Origin of the sequence: uncultured Abiotrophia sp. (genome assembly GCF_938010525.1) — a bacterium.
Classification (GTDB): domain Bacteria; phylum Bacillota; class Bacilli; order Lactobacillales; family Aerococcaceae; genus Abiotrophia.
In genome coordinates this window covers 147,686-166,164 of sequence record NZ_CALLVK010000020.1, presented here as the reverse complement: position 1 = coordinate 166,164, position 18,479 = coordinate 147,686, and the positions used below count along the sequence as shown (strand labels likewise).

Sequence of the window (18,479 nt, the reverse complement as noted above, 5' to 3'; positions counted from 1 at the left end):
CATATATGATATAATGGGAAATTTCTCTTAGAGATGAAGTTTAGCTGCAGCCGCCTTGTCCAAGAGGAGGGTCACATCAGGGTGACGCTGGAGGATACTGGCTGGCAGATCAGGGGTCACAGGCCCTTCAACCAGTCCGTAAATAGCATCAGCTTTCTTTTCGCCGTAAGCCATGAGGATGATTTTCTTAGCGGCCATGATGGAAGCAATCCCCATACTGTAAGCTTGAGTCGGCACGTCTTCGACTCGATCGAAGAAACGTTTGTTAGCCTCAATAGTGGATGGAGTCAAATCGACTAGTTGGGTCAAGCCATCGAATGGTGCCCCTGGCTCATTAAAGCCAATATGACCATTAGAGCCAATCCCCAAGATTTGTAAATCAATGGGGTTGTCTGCTAGGACTTGATTATAGCGTTTGATTTCATAGTCGCTATCAGTTTGGTCCCCGTCAGGCAGATAGGAATGTTTGAAAGGCTTGTGCTGGAAGAGATGTTGCTGCATAAAGTAGTGATAGCTCTTTGGATGGTCGCTAGACAAGCCATAGTATTCGTCCAAGTTGACAGAAACTGATTGACTAAAATCTAAATCGGACTCTACTAAACGTTGGTAGAGCGCTTCGGGAGTCGAACCAGTTGCTAAGCCAAAGGTTTTGGGACCAGTTGCCAGCGCCTGGACGAAAAAGTCAAAGGCCTTATCGGATGCCGTATCGAACTGATCATAAACAAGTATTTCCATGGAATAATACCTCCAAAAATTGCAATGAATTAATCTAACCTTAGTGTACCACAAAAAACATGGTAGCGCTTCATGTACAGACAAAAATTTTTATTTTTGTTACTTAAGACAAGTTTCAGTTTAATTTTGGTCGAAACGCATATTGAAAGAAAAGCCCTTACAGAGTAAAATATAAATATAATGAAAAATCAGTAGAGGAGTTAGGCCATGTTTGAATTAGACAAAGCCGCGTTAGAGGCACTAGGTGCTGAAATTACAACGCGAGAGATCAAGCAACAACCTTCTATCTGGCGCGAAACCTATCAATTGTATCTTGACCGTCAGGAAGAAATTAAGGGCTTTGTAGGTACCTTGTTAGAGTCTTATGGGCGCCTAGAAGTGATTTTTACAGGAGCAGGGTCATCTGCTTATGTTGGACAAGCCATTACAAATTATTTACGTCAAGTTAACGACGTGTCTCGACTTAACTTCCGTCACGAGCCGACGACGACCATTGTCTCCAATCCGGCGACCGTCTTCCAAGCAGATTTGCCAACCCTCTTGGTGTCCTTTGCCCGTAGTGGTAACTCGCCAGAGAGCGTGGCGGCAGTCCAACTGGGCCAGTCCATGGTCAAGGATTTCTATCAATTAACCATTACCTGTGCGCCAGAAGGGCATTTAGCCAAAGCCGCGCAAGGGGATGACCACAACCTAGTGCTCTTGCAGCCAAGCCGCTCCAATGATGCAGGTTTTGCCATGACAGGGAGTTTCTCCTGCATGATGCTTACCGCCTTGCTAGTTTTTGACCCAGCTTCTGATGCCGATAAGGCGGCTTATGTTGACCAGATTGCCAAAATGGCTGAGACAGTCTTGGCTCGCGAAGGTCAGCTTCATGCCTTGATAGCTAAGAATCCACAGCGTGTCATCTATCTGGGATCGGGTGGCTTTGAAGGCCTGGGTCGTGAAACCCAATTGAAGATCCTAGAGTTAACGGCGGGGCAATTGGCAACCGTTTATGATTCTAGCATGGGCTTCCGTCACGGGCCTAAATCCTTTGTAAATTCTGAGGCCTTGGCCCTAGTCTTTGTTTCCAACCAAGCCTACACCCGTCTCTATGACCAAGATATCCTAGCTGAATTGGCCGGTGATCAGATTGCCCAAGCCGTTGTAGCCATTCAAGTGGGAACCGAGGCTGCGCCTGGGGTAGAGGTTTTTGATTTCGATTTGGCTCACAGTCAATTACCGGATGCCTATCTGGCCTTCCCATATTTAGTAGTTGGTCAGGTTTTGGCTCTGCTGGCCTCTGTTCATGTCCACAACAAACCAGACACTCCATCGCCAAGTGGCACAGTCAACCGTGTCGTGAAGGGTGTCACCATTCATCCTTACGCCTAGATAAGAAAGGAAGAAGCGTATGAAATACTATGTTTATGCTAAGCAAATTGTGCTCGATGACCAAGTCATTGATAAGGCCTATTTGACCATTGAAGACGGGAAGTTTGGTCCCATCCTGATGGAAGAGCCACAAGATGCCCCAATCAAAGACTATAGCCAGTCCATTGTTGCCCCAGGTTTTGTGGACACCCACATTCATGGTTACAAGTCTCATGACGTCATGGATAATGACTTTGAAGGCATTAAGGTGATTTCCGAAGGTCTCCTATCCTGTGGGGTGACCTCTTGGTTGCCAACCACCTTGACCTCTTCTGCCGAGTTGTTGAATGATGTCTGCGAAACGATTGGGAATCACTATCAAGAGGTGACCGGAGCTAAGATTCGTGGTATTTTCCTAGAAGGTCCTTTCTTCACTGAAAAATACAAAGGGGCGCAAAACCCTAAATACATGAGCGACCCATCCGTTGAAAAACTCGCCAAATGGCACGAACTGTCACATGGCTTAGTCAATAAGATTGCCATTGCTCCTGAACGTAAGGGTGTCAAGGAATTCATTGAATTCGCCAAGTCCAAAGGCGTCTATACGGCCTTGGCTCATTCCGACGCAACCTATGAAGAAGCGGCTGCAGCAGTTGATGCCGGCGCCAATATCTTTGTACATATCTACAACGGTATGAGCGGTCTTCACCACCGCAACCCAGGTATGGTAGGGGCGGCTTTGAGCTTAGACAAGGTCTTTGCTGAAATGATTTGTGATGGCCACCATGTTCATCCGGCGGCAGCTCGTGTGGTGACTCGTGCCAGAGGTCCTAAGGAAACCGTCCTAATTACAGACTGTATGCGGGCTGGTGGTATGGGCGAGGGTCAGTCTCGCCTAGGGGAATTTGAAGTAGTGGTCAAAGATGGGACTGCCCGTCTCAAGGACACCGGCAACTTAGCGGGCTCTATCTTAGAGCTCAAACAAGGGGTTAAAAATGTTGTGGATTGGGGTCTAGTAAGCCCCGCAGAAGCTCTGCGCATGGCCTCTCTAACACCTGCGCAATCGGTTGGCATTGATTCGGTCTGTGGCCGAATTGCCCCTGGGTATGAAGCTGACTTCATCGTAGTTAGCGATCAATTAGAATTAGAAGCGACTTATTTAGACGGCGAGCTCCGCTACCAAGCCTAAAACAAGCCTCATAAAAGGAGAGAACAATGATGAGACAAGTATCAAAAGCTAAATATGAAAAATTACAAGAACTATCGACTGAAGCAGGGGTTATCTCTGCCTTAGCCATTGACCAACGTGGTTCCTTGCGTAAGATGATTGCTTCAGGTGGTGGCGTTGAAGATGTGCAACGCGCTGTTGAAGACTTTAAGATTGCCATTTCCGAGGAATTGACACCATACGCATCGTCAATTCTCTTAGATCCAGAGTATGGCTTACCTGCGGCTGCACGTCGTTCAATCGCCGCGGGCTTGCTCTTAGCCTATGAAGAAACAGGCTATGATGCCTCTGAACCTGGTCGTTTGCCAGACTTGTTGCCTGAATGGTCTGCTTACCGCCTCAAAGAACAAGGGGCAGATGCGGTTAAGTTCCTGCTCTACTATGATGCGGATGAAGATGAAGCGATTAATGAACGCAAACACGCCTTCGTTGAACGAATCGGATCTGAGTGTGAGGCGGAAGATATTCCTTTCTTCTTAGAAATTGTCTCCTATGATGCGACCCTCAATGATGAGAAGGGGGCGGAATTTGCTAAAGTAAAACCTCATAAAGTGTTGGAAGCCATGAAGATTTTCTCCCACAAACGTTACCATGTTGATGTCTTGAAGGTAGAAGTACCCGTTAATATGAAGTACGTAGAAGGTTTTGCTGAAGATCAAGTGCTCTATAGCCGTCAAGAAGCGCTCAAACTCTTTAAAGAACAAAGCGAGGCAACCCATCTGCCATATATCTACCTCAGTGCAGGTGTCTCTGCGCAACTCTTCCAAGAAACCCTGGACTTCGCCAAAGAAGCAGGTGCTGAATTCAATGGGGTACTCTGTGGTCGTGCAACTTGGAAGGATGCTGTGCCAATCTTCGCCTCAGAAGGTGAGCAAGCTTGCCGTGACTGGCTAGAATCGCAAGGTAAGGCCAATATTGAAGCCCTTAACCAAGTCTTAGCGCGCACCGCAACACCGTGGACTAAGCGCTTGTCTGTCTTAGATTAAGTAAGTGAATACCAGACACCCTCTCCTCTCCGTGAGGAAGGGGTGTCTTTTTGCGTCTAGCGAATATCCTTAGTTTTTCTTAGGTTTTTGTGGTAGAATGAGGAGGTGAAGAATATCAAATACCTACTTGAATGTTACTTAACCAAGTAGAGCTAGGAGGAAAACCATGGAGTTAATCGGTCTAAAAAAATGTTCGACCTGCCGGGAGGTAGAGCGACTACTTGAGGCCCAAGGCCTTACTTATCACTATCGCGAGATTAATGTGGATCGTCCTAGCGCTCAAGAGTTAAAAACATGGTACCAGCAGGCTGGTCTCAGCTCGACCAAGAAGCTAGTTAATACTAGCGGCCAGCTTTACCGTGGCATGGGCCTTAAAGACCGTTGGGATGACTTAAGCTCGGACCAACAATTCGAGCTTCTGGCGACCGATGGCATGTTAGTCAAGCGTCCTATTCTGTTGACGGATCAAGGACAGGTCTTTGTCGGCCCAGATGTCAAAGCCTATTTAAACCAGCGCTAACGCTACTCTTTCCCCACAATAAAGGAGTCAAAGCCTATGAAATTATCACTTAAAAAATGTGCCCTTGCCCTAATCTTAGCCAACCAACTCTTAGTGGTGCCACAGGCCCTTTCCCAGATTGGTGCGCAAGAACGCCAAGATTTATCGCCTGTGACCCAGTTTGGCTCAGAACAATCAAGTCAGCCGACGAGTGAAAGTTCCAACTCTAGTAAGTCCTCTAGTCAGCAAGAGGATCCCAATAAAGACTTACCAGAGATTAAATTAGACCAGCCAGAAACAATCCTAACTGCTCTCTATCACGACCAGGCGCGCGTAGTCATGAATGTGGCCTTAATCGATGGCCGTGATAATGGCCAGCCTAAGGGGAAAACCTTGGTTACCATCAATTCTGGTGACATGCGTTACTTGCATCAAACAGATTCGCACGCCCTGCCTTTTACTGCCATGATGAAACTATCAGAGGGCAAAGTGACGGCTGCTTGGCAGGCAGTTGAAGATTTGATGGGCTTTGCCAAGCAAGTGGCTAATAGTCAAGCGGAGGCTGTGAAGGATACGGCCCTAGATAAATTAGCTCATCTGGATGAAAGCAAGACCACCGCACTCAAAGATAAATTTGTAGCCTTAGATTCTACAGAACAGGCCCAAACTAGTTATCAAATCAGCCAAGATTGGCAGGCCTTCTATCAAGCGGTTTTGACGGAATGGCTAGCGAGTCAACCCCAACCAAGTAAGAAAGACGGCCAAGTGTTAAGCTATGAATTATCGGATGGGGCTGGCAAGCAGTGGACGGCTATTATGAAGAAGCATCAAGCTGACTTCCCAAGACTCAAGGATACTTTTGATTTGTTCTCCGATGATTACGATGGGACCATCACCTTGGATTATGCCAATAAGAAAATCACAGTTGGTCTGATTCAAGGCAAGTTGGCTTTGGAGTACCATTTAGATTTGAAAGCTACTCACTTGACGGAGCCGACAGGGGAAGCAGTCTTAAGTCAAGAACAATTCAACGAAGTCTTAGGTGCAGACTGGTTCCAAGGTCTTATCCAACTGGAAAAATTGATTAACTAAGCAAGAGGAGATGAAGGCACATGTGGCAAAGAATGAACCAAGCCTGGCAAGACCCTGTTAAGGGCAGCTGGTGGAAGGTGCTTTTGCTGATGGGAGCCTATCTGGCCAGCCAAATTTTGGCCGAGTGGGGATTGATACAGTATGGTCTGGCTCAATCAGGGCTCGACTCCTATGACTTAGTAGGTGCCGATTTAAGTGACTTGGTCTATATACATCCTTGGGCTTTTGTCATTCTGGAGGCCATAGCTTTAGTGGTCTTAATCCTAGGGGTCTCTATTTGGGGCTTTAAGCTCTTTGATTGGACACTCAATAAATGGAAGCTCCTAGTCGGAGGTTTTGCTATTTACGGGATTATGTATGGCTACCTGACAATTTATGACCAAGTCCTGATTGCTTACAACCCAGCCTTTGAGACCACTCAGAATCAGGCGGCCTTGCAAGTATCGACACAGGGTGCCCCCTTCCTCTTAACCTTTTTGGCCTTGGCCATACTGGGGCCTATTGTCGAAGAAATTCTCTTCAGGGGCTTACTGATGAAGTATCTACTGCCCCAGCTACCTTGGCTAGGTCTGGCAATATCCAGTGTCATTTTTGGTCTCCTACATCAGCCAGCTAATGCGTTAGAATGGGGCCTCTATGCTGGTATGGGCTTAATACTGGGTCTGACTTATTTGAAAACCAGACGGCTTGAATATGCCATCTGTGTACATATCATTAATAACTGTGTGGCTGTCATGATGATGCATGGCCTATAAGGAGGGAAGACATGGCAGAATATGAATGTCTAGAAGAACAAGTGATTAGCACGGAATGTGAGCGACTCAAGGAAGTCATGGATCCAGATCAACTGGCCGCACAGGCAGCCTTATTCAAGGTTTTGGGTGATCTCAACCGAGTGAAGATTATGCATGTCTTGACGGTCTATGAACGCCTCTGTGTCTATGAAATCTCACGCTTAATTGATGCAACTGTAGCGACGACTTCTCACCATCTGATTACTTTGCGCAAGCATGGGATTATTCGCTCAGAGAAGGAAGGTAAGCATGTGATCTATTCTTTGGATAGCCAATTGGTTTGCAAATTCATTGATTTAGCTAATCGCATGCGAGGGCGCTGTCCAAAATGTGGTAAGATTCATGAATGCTAGTCATCAAGATTAGACTGGGAGCTGGCTCCTAGTCTTTTTTGTTTCTGTGAATAAGCCTATGTAGAAACTAGCGGGGTCTAGCAATCAAAATGTGAATGAAATTGCCGTGAAATGCGTCTTAAAATCTGGATTCTTTACCAATTAAATACCTGCTTTGTAATATAATTTTCAAATTCTTTTCACATGTCGGTGTTAGGATAGAAGCATCAAGAAAAACAATAAACTCATAGGAGAGAAAAGAGGAAGATCGATGAAAAACAGAAAAATCATTAAATTAGCCGTAGGTTCTTTAACAGGGGGCGCACTTATCTTAAGTGGCTTGTCCTTGCAAAATGTTGTGACACCGACGGCAGCTCAAAATCAGACGAATACGGTCCAAGCCCAAGGAACAGCCAGTGAATTTGAAGAAACCATTATGAAGGCTGTTGAGAAGGCCAAAGACTCTGTCGTATCGATCCAAAACTACCAGAAAGAAAGCCAACAAAATAATTTATATGGCTATGGAACGGGTGGCGAAAACCAAGTAGACTTGGAAGATCCGAGTGCCTCCCAAAAATTAGCAGGTGAGGGTAGTGGTGTTATCTATAAGATTGACGGGGATTCTGCCTATTTAGTAACCAATAACCATGTGGTGGAGAATGCGAACTCTCTAAAGGTTAAATTAGCTGATGGAACCACAGAAGATGGCGAATTAGTTGGCCGCGATGCGGTGTCTGACTTAGCCGTTGTCAAAATTTCGTCTAAGAATGTCAAATCGGCCATTAAGTTTGCCGACTCTGACGCAACCAAGGTAGGGAGTATCGCCATTGCTATTGGGTCACCTCTAGGTAGCAAGTTCTCTAACTCTGTGACTCAAGGGATTATTTCTGGTCAATCACGGATTGTGCCAATGGACCTCAACAAGGACGGTCAAGCCGATATTGAGACCACGCTCATTCAAACCTCAGCAGCGATCAACCCTGGTAACTCCGGTGGTGCGCTACTCAATAAGGATGGCGACCTAGTGGGTATTAACTCAAGTAAGTTCTCGAATGTAGACGTCGAAGGGATGGGGTTCGCCATTCCGTCTAAGGAAGTTCAACGCGTCATTGCGCAGCTAGAAAAAGACGGCAAAGTTACCCGGCCTTTCATTGGAATTAGCCAAAATGACTTGGCTAATATCACTAGCCGGTCTAAGACCGAAATTCTCAAACTCAAGTCCGACCAAACGGATGGGGTCGTGGTAACCGATACGGTCAAAGGCTCACCAGCTGAAACGGCAGGCCTCAAGAAATATGACGTTATCACTAAAATTGGCGATAAGGAAATCAAGAATATCTTGGAATTACGTCGGGAGCTCTATGCCTATAATGTAGGTGACAAAGTAGAGCTAACCGTCCTCAGAGAAGGAAAGGAAACCAAAGTCCAAGTAACGCTTGGTGCCCAACCTGAGCAACAAAGCAACAATAATCTCCAACAATATCAACAAGGCCAACAAGGTCAAGAGCAAGAGAATGGCCAAGAAGGTCAAGAAGGCCAAACGCCGCGCCTACCATTCCCAGGCCAACGTTAGTAGTCAATAATGCTCGCCCACACCTCCGGCAAGGAGGCGTGGGCTTTTTATGATGGCTCAAGCCAGGTCCAAAAAACACGAACATTTGAAAAATAAAACCAGCGAAAAGGCACTTTTGATAATTTTTTTCTTGCCGGAAGAAAGGGTTTTGCTATAATTTGGGTAGAATCTATTATTTTTGTTGGAGGGATCCTTAAAATGAAAAAAAGCCTGAAGCTTTTTGCCATCTTCACCTTAATCGCGACCTTCGTGGCCGGATTAACCGCACCGTTTACTGCTAAAGCAGCAGAAAAAATCGATACCATCAAGATTGGTTTCGTACCGTCACGTAACCCAGATGAAATCGTAACATCAACCGAGCCACTCAAGCAATTATTGAAAGACGAACTTGCTAAAAATGGTTTTGAAGTTGAGAACGTGGAAATCACAGTAGGGACTAACTTTGAAGCTGTAGGGGAAGGATTAGCATCAGGGACTCTTGACTATGGTTTTATCCCTTCAGGGACTTATGTACTCTTTTCTGATGATGTGGAAGTTCTCTTAACTGCTACTCGTCAAGGGCTTAACAAAAACTCTGCTGAGCCAAAAGACTGGAATGACAAGAAAGCAACCGAACCTACTGATGAGCAAGTAACTTTCTACAAAGGCTTGGTGTTAGCTGGCCCATCTGCCAAAGGTAAGGAATTAGCTGAGAAAGTCAATAAGGGTGAGAAGTTAACTTGGGACGACCTCAACTCTGCTAAATGGACTGTTCTCTCATCTTCATCAGCATCTGGCTACATTTATCCAACCCTCTGGCTCAAAGAAAACTTTGGCAAGAAGATTACCGATTTAGCTAACGTGGTACAATCTGATTCTTATACCAATGCCATGACCCGTTTGGCTGCTGAACAAGTGGATATTGTTGTTGGTTATGCTGACCTACGTCGCGACAACGTTGACAAGTGGCAAAAAGAAATGGGCGCTTCAGCACCTATCTGGGAAGCAACTAACGTTATCGGCGTAACGCCAGACATCGTCAACGATACTGTATCTGCTAGCAAGACTTCCACAACTGTTTCACCTGAATTGAACGAAGCAATCAAGAAAGCCTTGATGGATATTGCTAAGACCGAAGAAGGTAAGAAAGTCATCAAGATTTACAACCACACCGGTTATAAAGAAGCCAAAGACGAAGACTACAACAAAGAGCGCGAAGCGCAAAAATTAATTAAGGGCAACTAGTCCGCATGACGCTCAAGACGGCAGAGTCTCGGTGAGGCTCTGCTCTTTTTGTGATAAGAGAGCACAGACAACAGAAGTATTTCTAAGGATTGCTTCTTGTCTGCCATTATAATGAGAAGAGAGGATTACACATGATAGAGTTCAAGAATGTCTCCAAGCGCTATCCCAATGGGGTGACGGCTCTGAAGAATGTCAACTTGACCATAGAACAAGGTGAGTTTGTTGGGATTATTGGTTTATCTGGGGCGGGGAAATCTACCCTAATCCGGACCATCAACTGTATGCATCCTATTAGTGAAGGGGAGCTAACCGTTAATGGGACCAACGTTAGTCAATTGAAAGGCCAAAGTCTACGTCGTTTTCGCCGTAAAATTGGCATGATCTTCCAGTCTTTCAACCTAGTAACGCGGGCATCTGTCATCAGCAATGTGATGAATGCCTTTGTACCAGATATTCCTTTTTGGCGGGTTCTCATTGGTTACTATAAGAAAGAAGAAGAAATTCGAGCGCTGACCGCCTTGGACCGCGTAGGCATCCTAGAAAAAGCCTACACTCGGGTAGATCAACTCTCCGGGGGGCAGCAACAACGGGTGGCCCTAGCACGTACTCTGGCGCAGAATCCAGAGATTATTCTAGCCGATGAGCCGGTTGCAGCCTTAGACCCTGTGACTGCCAAAGCCGTAATGGAAGATTTCCAAGCGATTAATCGCGATGACAAGATTTCGATTTTACTCAATATTCACCATGTGGAATTAGCGCTGGAATACTGCGAGCGGATCATTGGTATTCGTGATGGGGAAGTTGTCTATGATGGTCCCTCTGACCAAGTCACTCCTGAAATTTTGGATGTGATTTACAAGGGCCAAGCGATTGAATAGGGGGATATGATGATGAATGCATTCTGGCATCGTTTGTGGGGGCCACGAACCCGTACCCTCCCAAACGGTAAAACCATCAGCAAAAAACCTTCTCTAACCTGGCTTTATCTCATCTTGGTTGTCCTAGCTTTCTATTATTCTATAGAGCTAACTGGCTTCAAGATGTCGACCTTGCTCAAGCGAGGAAATCAGTTCTTTGTTATTTTAGGGCGGATGTATCCACCTAACTGGGATTACTGGTCATCCGTTCAAGGACCACTCTTAGACACCATTAAAATGTCTATCTTAGGATCTGTCATTGGAGCCTTGCTGGCTATCCCAGCCGCTGTGATTGCTTCTTACAACATGGTTGTCAATCGTTGGGTAACCGGCTCTATGAAATTAGTCCTAAGTTTGATTCGAACAGTGCCAACCTTGATTTATGCCAGTGTTTTAACCCTGATCTTTGGGATTGGGACCTTTGCCGGGACGGTGGCTATTGCCATCTTCACCTTCTCCTTTATGGCTAAGCAACTCTATGAGATGATTGAAACGGTCGATATGAAACCTTTTGAAGCCATGGAAGCCCTGGGGGCTAACCGTGTCTATAGTTTTATGGGAGCCATTCTGCCTCAAGTCTTACCATCCTATCTGGCCTCTTCACTCTATACATTTGAAGGGAATGTCCGCCATGCGGCCATTCTGGGATGGGTTGGCGCCGGTGGGATTGGGGTCATCTTGAATGAGAAAATCGCTTGGCGTGAGTACACGAATTTGGGCATGATTCTAGTTGCTCTCTATGTGACGGTCCTGATTATCGAGTATACCAGTCGCTACTTGCGCTCTAAACTAACTTAGGAGGTCCGCGCCATGATTGATAAGATTAATGAAATGTATGAATCGCGTAGCTCGGACAAGTATTTTAAGGCCTTATGGGTGCTAGGTTTAGTAGTACTTATTGTCTGGTCCTGGTCGGCCTTGGGTTCTATTGATATTTCTGAAAAGGGCCCAACTATTGCCTTCAATATTATTAGCGGGATTTTCCATCCTAACCTGGAAACCTTACTTGGTTTAGGGGAGAGTGGTGTACTCCACCTACTCCTAGAAACAGCAGCCATTGCTTTTATGGGAACCATTGTAGGAGCTGTTTTCTCTATCCCTTTGGCCTTTCTGGCTTCAGGTAAAGTCATGCCAATGCCCATTACGGTCATCACACGCCTTTTTGTGATGGCGGTTCGGACTATTCCAAGTTTCGTTTATGGGCTCATGTTTATTCGTGTAACTGGTCCAGGTGCTTTCGCTGGGGTCATGACCCTATCGGTCACTTCGATTGGGATGATTTCCAAACTTTTCTCGGAAACCATTGACGATTTAGATGATTCCATACTAGAGGCCTTGGATGCGGCTGGTTGTTCCACCTTCCAGAAAATTCGCTGTGGGATTATTCCCCAACTTTGGTCTAGTTTAATTTCCACCCTGATTTTCCGCTTCGATATGAACCTACGTGACGCCACGATTTTAGGGGTTGTTGGAGCCGGCGGGATTGGGGCACCGTTGACCTTTGCTATTAACGGTTACAAATGGGATGAAGTAGGAGCCATTTTGATTGGTCTGATTGCCTTTATCCTGATTGTTGAGTATAGCTCTAGTTACATTCGCAAACGTTTGACCCAAGGTTAAATAAAAGCTTTGAGCCCCTATGAAAATAGGGGCTTTTTTATCTTTGTAATACTTTTGTAATATTTAGTGTGCTGAAATGGAACCGTTAATAAGGGAAATGTGGCGAATTTATGAATTATCCGGGAAATAAATGATAAAAAACAAAGATTCACTTGTAATACTCCTGTAACAGAGTTACAATAAGTGTAACAAAAGGAAAGGAAGCGATTCACCATGAAAAAGTGGTCGAAAGGAATTTTAGTTTTGGGTTTGGTAGCCGGTGTTTTAGGAAGCTATCCGGTCACCGCACAAGCTACCGCGTCAAATAATGAGGCAGAGGCCAGCCAAGTAGCGCAAGCTAAGGAGCACAGCATTGTGCGCTATGTTCTGATCAATGCCCAAGATAATACAGAAGGGCTTGTTTTCTACTTTTTGGTAGAGGGTAACCGTGATCAAGCTGTCTCTGCAGCTCATAAGTGGCTAGTAGAACAAGGTCTTGAAAAAGACGGTATGGCGGGTGTTAAGGAATATAAACCAACCAAAGAACGCGAAACATCTGAAGGTATGGTGACCGCTAGCGTTTATGATGCCAGCCAAACCATTCAAAACTTTGCGGCGCTCAAGAAAAAATTCGATAGCTACTTGGCGCAGTTACCACTGGAAGATGAATCTGATAAACAAGTACTACCCGTTATTTCATTGCCAGCGCCTAAGCCTGAACAAAAGCCAGCAGAGAGCGCACAAACTTCAGAATCTAAGCCAACAGAATCCAAACCAGCTGAGACATCGCAAGCTTCAGAGTCTAAGCCAGCAGAATCGAAACCGGCAGAGGCATCACAAGCTTCAGAGTCTAAGCCAGCAGAATCCAAACCAGCTGAGTCTTCCCAATCCTCAGCTTCTAATCCAAGTGAATCCAAGCCGAACGAGTCTTCAAAACCTAACGAATCTAAGTCTTCTGAGTCTAAATCTGAATCAAAAGAAAGTCAAAGCTCAAGTAAGGTAGAGGTTAAGAAAGAAAGCAAGAGAGAAAATAAGAAAGGCCTGCCAAACACAGGTGAAGTGGACCGCCTGCCATTCTTGCTAGTAGGAGCACTATTGGTGCTTGCAGCCATCGGCCTCATCCTCATGCGCCGTCGCCGTCTCTAGACAAAAAAGCCATGGTTTCAAACCATGGCTTTTTATGATAGTAGGTTTAGTCGTTAAAGTAGCCTAAGTAGTCATATTTCTCGAAAACATGAGAATTAGCCATCGCGACTAAAATAGTGTTGGCTTCAATTGGGTGGTTGATGGCAATAGAAGAATTTAACTTCTCACCTTTTTCTTCCCGCATACCAATCAGGTTAAGTTCGTACTTGCGACGCAAGTCTAATTCTAAGACGGTTTTGCCTACCCATGCGTCAGGCGCCGTAAATTCGACAATCGAGGTATCATCGTCTAATCGTAGTACTTCGTCAATCTTATTACGGAGAATCTTAGAGGCTAAACGTACACCGGAGTCACGTTCAGGAGAGACCACTACATGGACGCCTACTTCATAGAGGACCTCTTCAAAGGTTAAGCTACGTGCCTTACCCACGATTCGAGGGACGCCTAATTTTTTACAGTGCATAGCCGCGAGTACAGAGCTTTCCAGGTTAGTACCGGTCGCGATAATGACAATGTCGCATTCCTTAACACCGATGTTTTTCAAGAAGTCATAATCGGTAATGTCGCCTACGGCTGCTTTAGTAACATAGTCCGCTACGTCTTGGACATTGGCTTGTCGATTGTCGATGGCGATGACGTCAACATCATATTTGCTAAGTTCTTTTGCAACGGTTCGGCCAAAGACCCCCAGGCCTAAGACGCCAATAATCCGGGTATTGAGTTTTGGTTTCATAAGTGAACAGATCCTTTCTGATTAGCCGATTAATATGTCAGTATCGGCATAGTGAATTTCTTTGCGGTCACGTTGGAGCAAGCTGAGGAAGACGGTAAAGGGACCTACCCGGCCCAAGAACATCATCCCCATAATAATGATACGTCCCCAAGTCGTAAGCTGTGAGGTAATCCCTGCTGAAGAACCCACAGTGGCCATAGCAGAAATGGCCTCGAAGAGGAGATGGTAAGGATTCAAATCTGGATGCTCCAAGAGTAAGAGTGAGTAGCCAATCATTAAGACCGTGAAGAAAAAGAGGATGATGGTCATTGCCTGCTTAACGGAGCTGGCTGGAATAACTCGTTTATGGAAGGTCACTTCAGTGTGGCCCTTTAGCTCAGAACGGAAGAGTAAGAACATGATGGCTGCCGTGGTGACCTTAATCCCACCGGCTGTACCGCCAGGTGCTCCCCCAATCAGCATGAGAATCATATAAACTAGGTTAGTGAAGGGATGGGTCGCTTCATAGTTCAATGTCGAGAAGCCGGCCGTACGGAAGGCAGCAGACTGGAAGAAAGAAATCATCCACTGTTGGAAGATATTATAGTTACCGATAGTTGAGCTATGTCTGAGTTCTGATAACCAGGTAATAAAGGCCCCACCTAAAAGCAAGGAAGCAGTCGCAATAAGTGCCAGGCGGGAGTGGGAACTCAAGCGGCGGAAACTCAAACGCAAAAGTCGCGGACGAGAATGGAAGTAGTGACTCAGCCTTTCCCTCAGCTCGGCCCAGACGGTGAAACCAATCCCTCCCGCAATAATGAGTAGGGCAACCGTAAAGTTAACTGTCGGATTGAGGACGAAGTCTTGGAGACTGTTGCTACCTAAGTTGTCAAAACCAGCATTACAGAAAGCAGAAACAGCGACAAAGACTGCATTGAAGGCGCCTTTTGCCCAACCATAGCGTGGGATGAAGTCCGTCATCAGAACTAGGGCGCCAATGGCTTCTACTGCGAAGGTGAAGCGATAGGCATTAAAGAGAAAGTCCTTGTAATTGTCGTTGGTATTACGGTTAAGGGCCATCTGCAAGGTGGTTTGGTCCTTGAGCGAAATGCGTCGCTTCAGGTAGAAGAGACTGACAGAAATCAGGGTGATGAGCCCTAAGCCCCCAATCTGCATAAGGACAATACCGACAATTTGGCCAAAGACCGTATAGGTGTCCTTAATGGATAGGACGGTCAAACCCGTCACACAAACCATAGAGACGGCAGTAAAAAGATGGTCTAAATAAGATTGATGTGTTCCTGGCTGGTTGGAAATAGGCAACCAGAGGAGAAAGCTCCCGGTCAAAATAACCACCAGAAAGCTAACGGTTAGCTTCTGGGTTGCGGTCCATTTGCTCGGGGAGAATAGATCTTGCATAGCGAGAACCTCGATTCTAATTCAATTCCTTATTATCATACAAAAAATCATCAAAAAATGCTATGATAATGGTAGGAGGAATTAGGATGCAAATTGAAATTATCTGTGTCGGCAAACTCAAGGAGAAATATCTCAAACAAGGGATTGCTGAATATACCAAGCGACTTGGCGCCTATGCCAACCTTTCTATCGTTGAAGTGGCCGATGAAGCGACCGCAGAGAAAATGTCCCCCCTCGAAATCGAACAAGTTTTAGATAAGGAAGCAGAGCGCATAGAGGCTCGATTAGATGCTGGCCGTCAGGTCATTGTCCTCGCCATTGAAGGAGATCTAATCTCTTCTGAAGATTTAGCCCAGCGTTTGGACCGCATGGCCCTACATGGTCAAAGTAGGGTAAGCTTTATTATCGGTGGTTCCCTAGGCCTAGCGGAGCGACTCAAACAAAAAGCCCAATGGCGGGTCAGCTTTGGACGGATTACTTTACCTCATCAACTCATGCGCTTGGTCCTAGTCGAGCAGATTTACCGGGCTTTTCGGATTATGAAGGGGCACGCCTATCACAAGTAAGGGAGAGAATATGATGAAATTCTATATGGAACAACATTTTATGTCTATTCGCCAAAACTTTGAGATTTATGATGAAGCAGGGAATGTAGTCTATCAAGTTCGAGGTCGTATGCCCTGGCTTCGTCGCCAGATGACCATTCTAGATGCCAAGACAGGAACAGCCTTAGCGACGGTGACTCAGGCTATGTGGCGTCTCTTCTTCCAACGCCTAACGATTAGTATTGGCGGCCAAGCAGTGGCGACCATTCAAGAGCGCTTCAGTATCTTAAGTACCCGTTTATCGATTCAAGGTCTAGGTTGGACAGTGGATGGTATTTCTTGGCTTAAGGGCTGTAGTCTTTATGATGCAGATGGAGAAATTATCGCGACCATTCGGAGCAAGATTATGACCTGGTCCGATACCTTCGAGATTGAAATCTATGATGAGACGATTCATCCGGTATTAGTTCTGGCAGTAGTTTTAGGCATTGACACGGTTCGAGACTCAGCTGAAAATTAGCCTTTTCCAAGCAAATAAAGGCCACCTATCCCAAGTGATAGATGGCCTTCGATTTACTTTAAGGTTGGACGTTGTAGTAGAAGAGAGCGGGACGGGAGCTGTTAGATAGGCTGACAGGCACCACCGCTTGCTTAGCTTGATCATAGTAGGCTACCAAGACTAGGCGATTGCCGACATAGGATAAGGCTTGGTTCATGAGTTCGATATCGCTATCCTTGACGCGACTGTTGGCTTCTTGGCGAGTCATTGGCACAACTAAACGAACGACGTAACTGGTTTGGTTGCCTAACTTAACCGCGATTTGATCGACCTTAGTTTCCAAACCACTGACATTGCCAGCTTGATCCAAGTAGTTTTGCAAATCTGCTAATTCTTGTTGGCTAAGTGCTTGTTGGCTAGCAGCCTTCTCTTCTGCTGAGTAGTTGGCTTGGTAGAATTCGTTGATTTTCTTGTTGAGTTCGTTACCGTCCATTTCGGCAGGTAAGACCGTTTTCTTGTAGCTAGCGTCTTCTGGAATACTCTCATTCAGGAAAGACTGGGGTGGCTCTGAAGAGGAAGAGACGCTACTGCTAGATTCAGGCTTACTAGAAGAAGATTGGCTGATTAACTGGCTAGAACTCGATTCTTGAGTCTGATTGTTCTTGCGTACAGGTTCTTGGAGTTTGAGATAGAGAATCGTGGCGCCGGCACCTAAGACAATGGCCAGCAAAAATAAAAAGATATGGCGTAATTTCATGGGGTTTCCTCTTTCTATGGGATATTTGATAGTTTGGGGCTGGAGCCCTCGGGGTAATCTTCTATAGTCTACCATAGTTAATCGGCAGAGTCCGTGACAAATGGATAACAGCTGGGTTAAATTTCGCAACAGGACTGACAATTTTAGACTTCTCTTCAGGATACTGTTATACTATAAAAGCTGAGATATTTGAGAAGGAGGGAGGCGCGTGAAAATGATTCTATCAATTTTTAAAGCAATTCTTGGCCTAGCAAGCTTAGGACTCTTATTAGTTCTAGTTCTTAACCTTTGGGTAATTGCGAGCGCCCAATTCCAAACTAAGACTCCTCAAGAGATCCAAGCCTCCGATTGGGCCGACGACCAGGTGCCTATTCTGGTGCTGGGGGCTGGAATTATCGACAATAAGGAACCAAGTAAGGTCTTGGCAGGACGGTTAAATTCGGCTCTTACGCTAGCTGAGACCTTTCCAAATAAGGCCCTCATCATGAGTGGCGACCACACCAATCAATATTATAATGAAGTGGCAGTCATGAAGGACTATCTGGTTCAGCATGGGGTTGCCAGTCAACGGATTTATTTAGACCATGCGGGCTACTCGACTTATGATAGCCTCTATCGACTCAAACACGTTTTGGGACAGGAACGAGTTATTATCGTCACCCAGGGCTATCATCTCTCTCGTGCGCTTATGTTGGCACGTGGCTTAGGCCTACAGGCGGTAGGGCTGGCGGCTGAAGAGGCAGCTTCAACCCGATTCAAACGTGAATTTCGTGAAATTGGCGCCCGGCTCAAGGACTTTGCTGTGACCTATCTGGGCTACCAGATGCCGCAACCTAGCCTAGATTATCCGATTGATTTTAGTCAATCAGGAGATCTTACCGACCGAATCAAAGTTGGGGATTAATTCTCTAAATATGACTTGCTGAGTAGCCTTAAGAGGTCGCTCGGCTTTTTCTTTATTCTAGCGCAGATTTGACTTGCTTGGCACTGACCTCCGGCCTTTCGTCTTGGCCTTGCTTTGTGCTATAATAGGAATAAGGTGCGTCAGCAGAGACTGGCCACAAGTCTA

General features: G+C 45.8%; 20 protein-coding genes. 16 read left to right on the top strand and 4 right to left on the bottom strand.

The window, feature by feature from the left end; translation table 11 throughout:
- Nucleotides 1–27: 27 nt before the first annotated feature.
- Complete coding sequence (locus Q0339_RS04610) at nucleotides 28–735, bottom strand: glucosamine-6-phosphate deaminase (RefSeq protein ID WP_298077642.1); 708 nt, start codon at nucleotides 733–735, stop codon at nucleotides 28–30.
- Between the two features lie 207 nt (nucleotides 736–942).
- Here Q0339_RS04610 and Q0339_RS04605 point away from each other — a divergent pair, with 207 nt between their 5' ends.
- The 13 genes from Q0339_RS04605 to Q0339_RS04545 all read left to right on the top strand — a co-directional run bounded on the left by Q0339_RS04605 (nucleotide 943) and on the right by Q0339_RS04545 (nucleotide 13,478).
- Nucleotides 943–2,109, top strand: a complete 1,167-nt coding sequence (locus Q0339_RS04605; protein WP_298077641.1) for an SIS domain-containing protein — start codon at nucleotides 943–945, stop codon at nucleotides 2,107–2,109.
- Between the two features lie 19 nt (nucleotides 2,110–2,128).
- The gene (gene nagA / locus Q0339_RS04600) at nucleotides 2,129–3,277 is read left to right on the top strand and encodes an N-acetylglucosamine-6-phosphate deacetylase (protein ID WP_298077639.1); all 1,149 of its coding nucleotides are present in this window, start codon (nucleotides 2,129–2,131) and stop codon (nucleotides 3,275–3,277) included.
- A gap of 29 nt (nucleotides 3,278–3,306) precedes the next feature.
- On the top strand, nucleotides 3,307–4,302 hold the full coding sequence (gene lacD / locus Q0339_RS04595) for a tagatose-bisphosphate aldolase (RefSeq protein WP_298077655.1): 996 nt from the start codon (nucleotides 3,307–3,309) through the stop codon (nucleotides 4,300–4,302).
- Between the two features lie 166 nt (nucleotides 4,303–4,468).
- Nucleotides 4,469–4,822 (top strand): Spx/MgsR family RNA polymerase-binding regulatory protein, encoded by a 354-nt coding sequence (locus Q0339_RS04590; RefSeq protein ID WP_035364786.1) that lies wholly within the window; start codon nucleotides 4,469–4,471, stop codon nucleotides 4,820–4,822.
- Nucleotides 4,823–4,858: 36 nt separating this feature from the next.
- Complete coding sequence (locus Q0339_RS04585; protein WP_298077637.1) at nucleotides 4,859–5,893, top strand: hypothetical protein; 1,035 nt, start codon at nucleotides 4,859–4,861, stop codon at nucleotides 5,891–5,893.
- Between the two features lie 20 nt (nucleotides 5,894–5,913).
- Nucleotides 5,914–6,648 carry a type II CAAX endopeptidase family protein gene (locus Q0339_RS04580; protein WP_298077636.1) on the top strand — a complete coding sequence of 245 codons (735 nt, stop codon included), beginning with the start codon at nucleotides 5,914–5,916 and terminating at the stop codon, nucleotides 6,646–6,648.
- Between the two features lie 11 nt (nucleotides 6,649–6,659).
- Nucleotides 6,660–7,040 (top strand): metalloregulator ArsR/SmtB family transcription factor, encoded by a 381-nt coding sequence (locus Q0339_RS04575; RefSeq protein ID WP_298077635.1) that lies wholly within the window; start codon nucleotides 6,660–6,662, stop codon nucleotides 7,038–7,040.
- Between the two features lie 250 nt (nucleotides 7,041–7,290).
- On the top strand, nucleotides 7,291–8,592 hold the full coding sequence (locus Q0339_RS04570) for a trypsin-like peptidase domain-containing protein (RefSeq protein ID WP_298077634.1): 1,302 nt from the start codon (nucleotides 7,291–7,293) through the stop codon (nucleotides 8,590–8,592).
- 198 nt (nucleotides 8,593–8,790) lie between these two features.
- Nucleotides 8,791–9,816, top strand: a complete 1,026-nt coding sequence (locus Q0339_RS04565) for a PhnD/SsuA/transferrin family substrate-binding protein (RefSeq protein ID WP_298077633.1) — start codon at nucleotides 8,791–8,793, stop codon at nucleotides 9,814–9,816.
- Between the two features lie 131 nt (nucleotides 9,817–9,947).
- Nucleotides 9,948–10,694 (top strand): phosphonate ABC transporter ATP-binding protein, encoded by a 747-nt coding sequence (phnC, locus tag Q0339_RS04560; protein WP_298077632.1) that lies wholly within the window; start codon nucleotides 9,948–9,950, stop codon nucleotides 10,692–10,694.
- Between the two features lie 6 nt (nucleotides 10,695–10,700).
- A complete protein-coding gene (gene phnE, locus Q0339_RS04555; RefSeq protein WP_298077631.1) occupies nucleotides 10,701–11,531 on the top strand; it encodes a phosphonate ABC transporter, permease protein PhnE in 831 nt (276 codons plus the stop codon).
- A gap of 12 nt (nucleotides 11,532–11,543) precedes the next feature.
- Nucleotides 11,544–12,353 (top strand): phosphonate ABC transporter, permease protein PhnE, encoded by an 810-nt coding sequence (phnE, locus tag Q0339_RS04550; protein WP_298077630.1) that lies wholly within the window; start codon nucleotides 11,544–11,546, stop codon nucleotides 12,351–12,353.
- A gap of 213 nt (nucleotides 12,354–12,566) precedes the next feature.
- Nucleotides 12,567–13,478 carry an LPXTG cell wall anchor domain-containing protein gene (locus tag Q0339_RS04545; protein ID WP_298077629.1) on the top strand — a complete coding sequence of 304 codons (912 nt, stop codon included), beginning with the start codon at nucleotides 12,567–12,569 and terminating at the stop codon, nucleotides 13,476–13,478.
- A gap of 46 nt (nucleotides 13,479–13,524) precedes the next feature.
- Here Q0339_RS04545 and Q0339_RS04540 read toward each other — a convergent pair whose 3' ends face one another.
- On the bottom strand, nucleotides 13,525–14,211 hold the full coding sequence (locus Q0339_RS04540) for a TrkA family potassium uptake protein (RefSeq protein WP_023392244.1): 687 nt from the start codon (nucleotides 14,209–14,211) through the stop codon (nucleotides 13,525–13,527).
- A gap of 21 nt (nucleotides 14,212–14,232) precedes the next feature.
- Nucleotides 14,233–15,609: a potassium transporter TrkG gene (locus Q0339_RS04535; protein WP_298077628.1), complete on the bottom strand. Its 1,377-nt coding sequence runs from the start codon at nucleotides 15,607–15,609 to the stop codon at nucleotides 14,233–14,235.
- 86 nt (nucleotides 15,610–15,695) lie between these two features.
- Here Q0339_RS04535 and rlmH point away from each other — a divergent pair, with 86 nt between their 5' ends.
- Together rlmH and Q0339_RS04525 are read left to right on the top strand one after the other, a co-directional pair.
- Nucleotides 15,696–16,175, top strand: coding sequence for a 23S rRNA (pseudouridine(1915)-N(3))-methyltransferase RlmH (rlmH, locus tag Q0339_RS04530; protein WP_298077626.1), 480 nt, complete (start codon nucleotides 15,696–15,698; stop codon nucleotides 16,173–16,175).
- A 10-nt stretch (nucleotides 16,176–16,185) separates the two neighbouring features.
- Nucleotides 16,186–16,674, top strand: a complete 489-nt coding sequence (locus Q0339_RS04525) for an LURP-one-related family protein (RefSeq protein WP_298077624.1) — start codon at nucleotides 16,186–16,188, stop codon at nucleotides 16,672–16,674.
- Between the two features lie 58 nt (nucleotides 16,675–16,732).
- Here Q0339_RS04525 and Q0339_RS04520 read toward each other — a convergent pair whose 3' ends face one another.
- The gene (locus tag Q0339_RS04520) at nucleotides 16,733–17,410 is read right to left on the bottom strand and encodes a hypothetical protein (RefSeq protein ID WP_298077623.1); all 678 of its coding nucleotides are present in this window, start codon (nucleotides 17,408–17,410) and stop codon (nucleotides 16,733–16,735) included.
- 214 nt (nucleotides 17,411–17,624) lie between these two features.
- On the opposite strand from Q0339_RS04520, the gene Q0339_RS04515 reads away from it, so the two are divergent.
- Nucleotides 17,625–18,314: a YdcF family protein gene (locus Q0339_RS04515; protein ID WP_298077653.1), complete on the top strand. Its 690-nt coding sequence runs from the start codon at nucleotides 17,625–17,627 to the stop codon at nucleotides 18,312–18,314.
- Nucleotides 18,315–18,479 lie beyond the last annotated feature (165 nt).

Coding starts and splice junctions, on each gene's coding strand:
- Q0339_RS04570 (WP_298077634.1), top strand. CDS start 7,291: ATGAAAAACAGAAAAATCATTAAATTAGCCGTAGGTTCTTTAACAGGG.
- Q0339_RS04545 (WP_298077629.1), top strand. CDS start 12,567: ATGAAAAAGTGGTCGAAAGGAATTTTAGTTTTGGGTTTGGTAGCCGGT.
- Q0339_RS04605 (WP_298077641.1), top strand. CDS start 943: ATGTTTGAATTAGACAAAGCCGCGTTAGAGGCACTAGGTGCTGAAATT.
- Q0339_RS04575 (WP_298077635.1), top strand. CDS start 6,660: ATGGCAGAATATGAATGTCTAGAAGAACAAGTGATTAGCACGGAATGT.
- Q0339_RS04580 (WP_298077636.1), top strand. CDS start 5,914: ATGTGGCAAAGAATGAACCAAGCCTGGCAAGACCCTGTTAAGGGCAGC.
- Q0339_RS04535 (WP_298077628.1), bottom strand. CDS start 15,609: ATGCAAGATCTATTCTCCCCGAGCAAATGGACCGCAACCCAGAAGCTA.
- Q0339_RS04515 (WP_298077653.1), top strand. CDS start 17,625: ATGATTCTATCAATTTTTAAAGCAATTCTTGGCCTAGCAAGCTTAGGA.
- phnE (WP_298077630.1), top strand. CDS start 11,544: ATGATTGATAAGATTAATGAAATGTATGAATCGCGTAGCTCGGACAAG.
- nagA (WP_298077639.1), top strand. CDS start 2,129: ATGAAATACTATGTTTATGCTAAGCAAATTGTGCTCGATGACCAAGTC.
- Q0339_RS04525 (WP_298077624.1), top strand. CDS start 16,186: ATGATGAAATTCTATATGGAACAACATTTTATGTCTATTCGCCAAAAC.
- Q0339_RS04590 (WP_035364786.1), top strand. CDS start 4,469: ATGGAGTTAATCGGTCTAAAAAAATGTTCGACCTGCCGGGAGGTAGAG.
- rlmH (WP_298077626.1), top strand. CDS start 15,696: ATGCAAATTGAAATTATCTGTGTCGGCAAACTCAAGGAGAAATATCTC.
- Q0339_RS04610 (WP_298077642.1), bottom strand. CDS start 735: ATGGAAATACTTGTTTATGATCAGTTCGATACGGCATCCGATAAGGCC.
- phnE (WP_298077631.1), top strand. CDS start 10,701: ATGATGATGAATGCATTCTGGCATCGTTTGTGGGGGCCACGAACCCGT.
- Q0339_RS04585 (WP_298077637.1), top strand. CDS start 4,859: ATGAAATTATCACTTAAAAAATGTGCCCTTGCCCTAATCTTAGCCAAC.
- Q0339_RS04520 (WP_298077623.1), bottom strand. CDS start 17,410: ATGAAATTACGCCATATCTTTTTATTTTTGCTGGCCATTGTCTTAGGT.
- Q0339_RS04540 (WP_023392244.1), bottom strand. CDS start 14,211: ATGAAACCAAAACTCAATACCCGGATTATTGGCGTCTTAGGCCTGGGG.
- lacD (WP_298077655.1), top strand. CDS start 3,307: ATGAGACAAGTATCAAAAGCTAAATATGAAAAATTACAAGAACTATCG.
- phnC (WP_298077632.1), top strand. CDS start 9,948: ATGATAGAGTTCAAGAATGTCTCCAAGCGCTATCCCAATGGGGTGACG.
- Q0339_RS04565 (WP_298077633.1), top strand. CDS start 8,791: ATGAAAAAAAGCCTGAAGCTTTTTGCCATCTTCACCTTAATCGCGACC.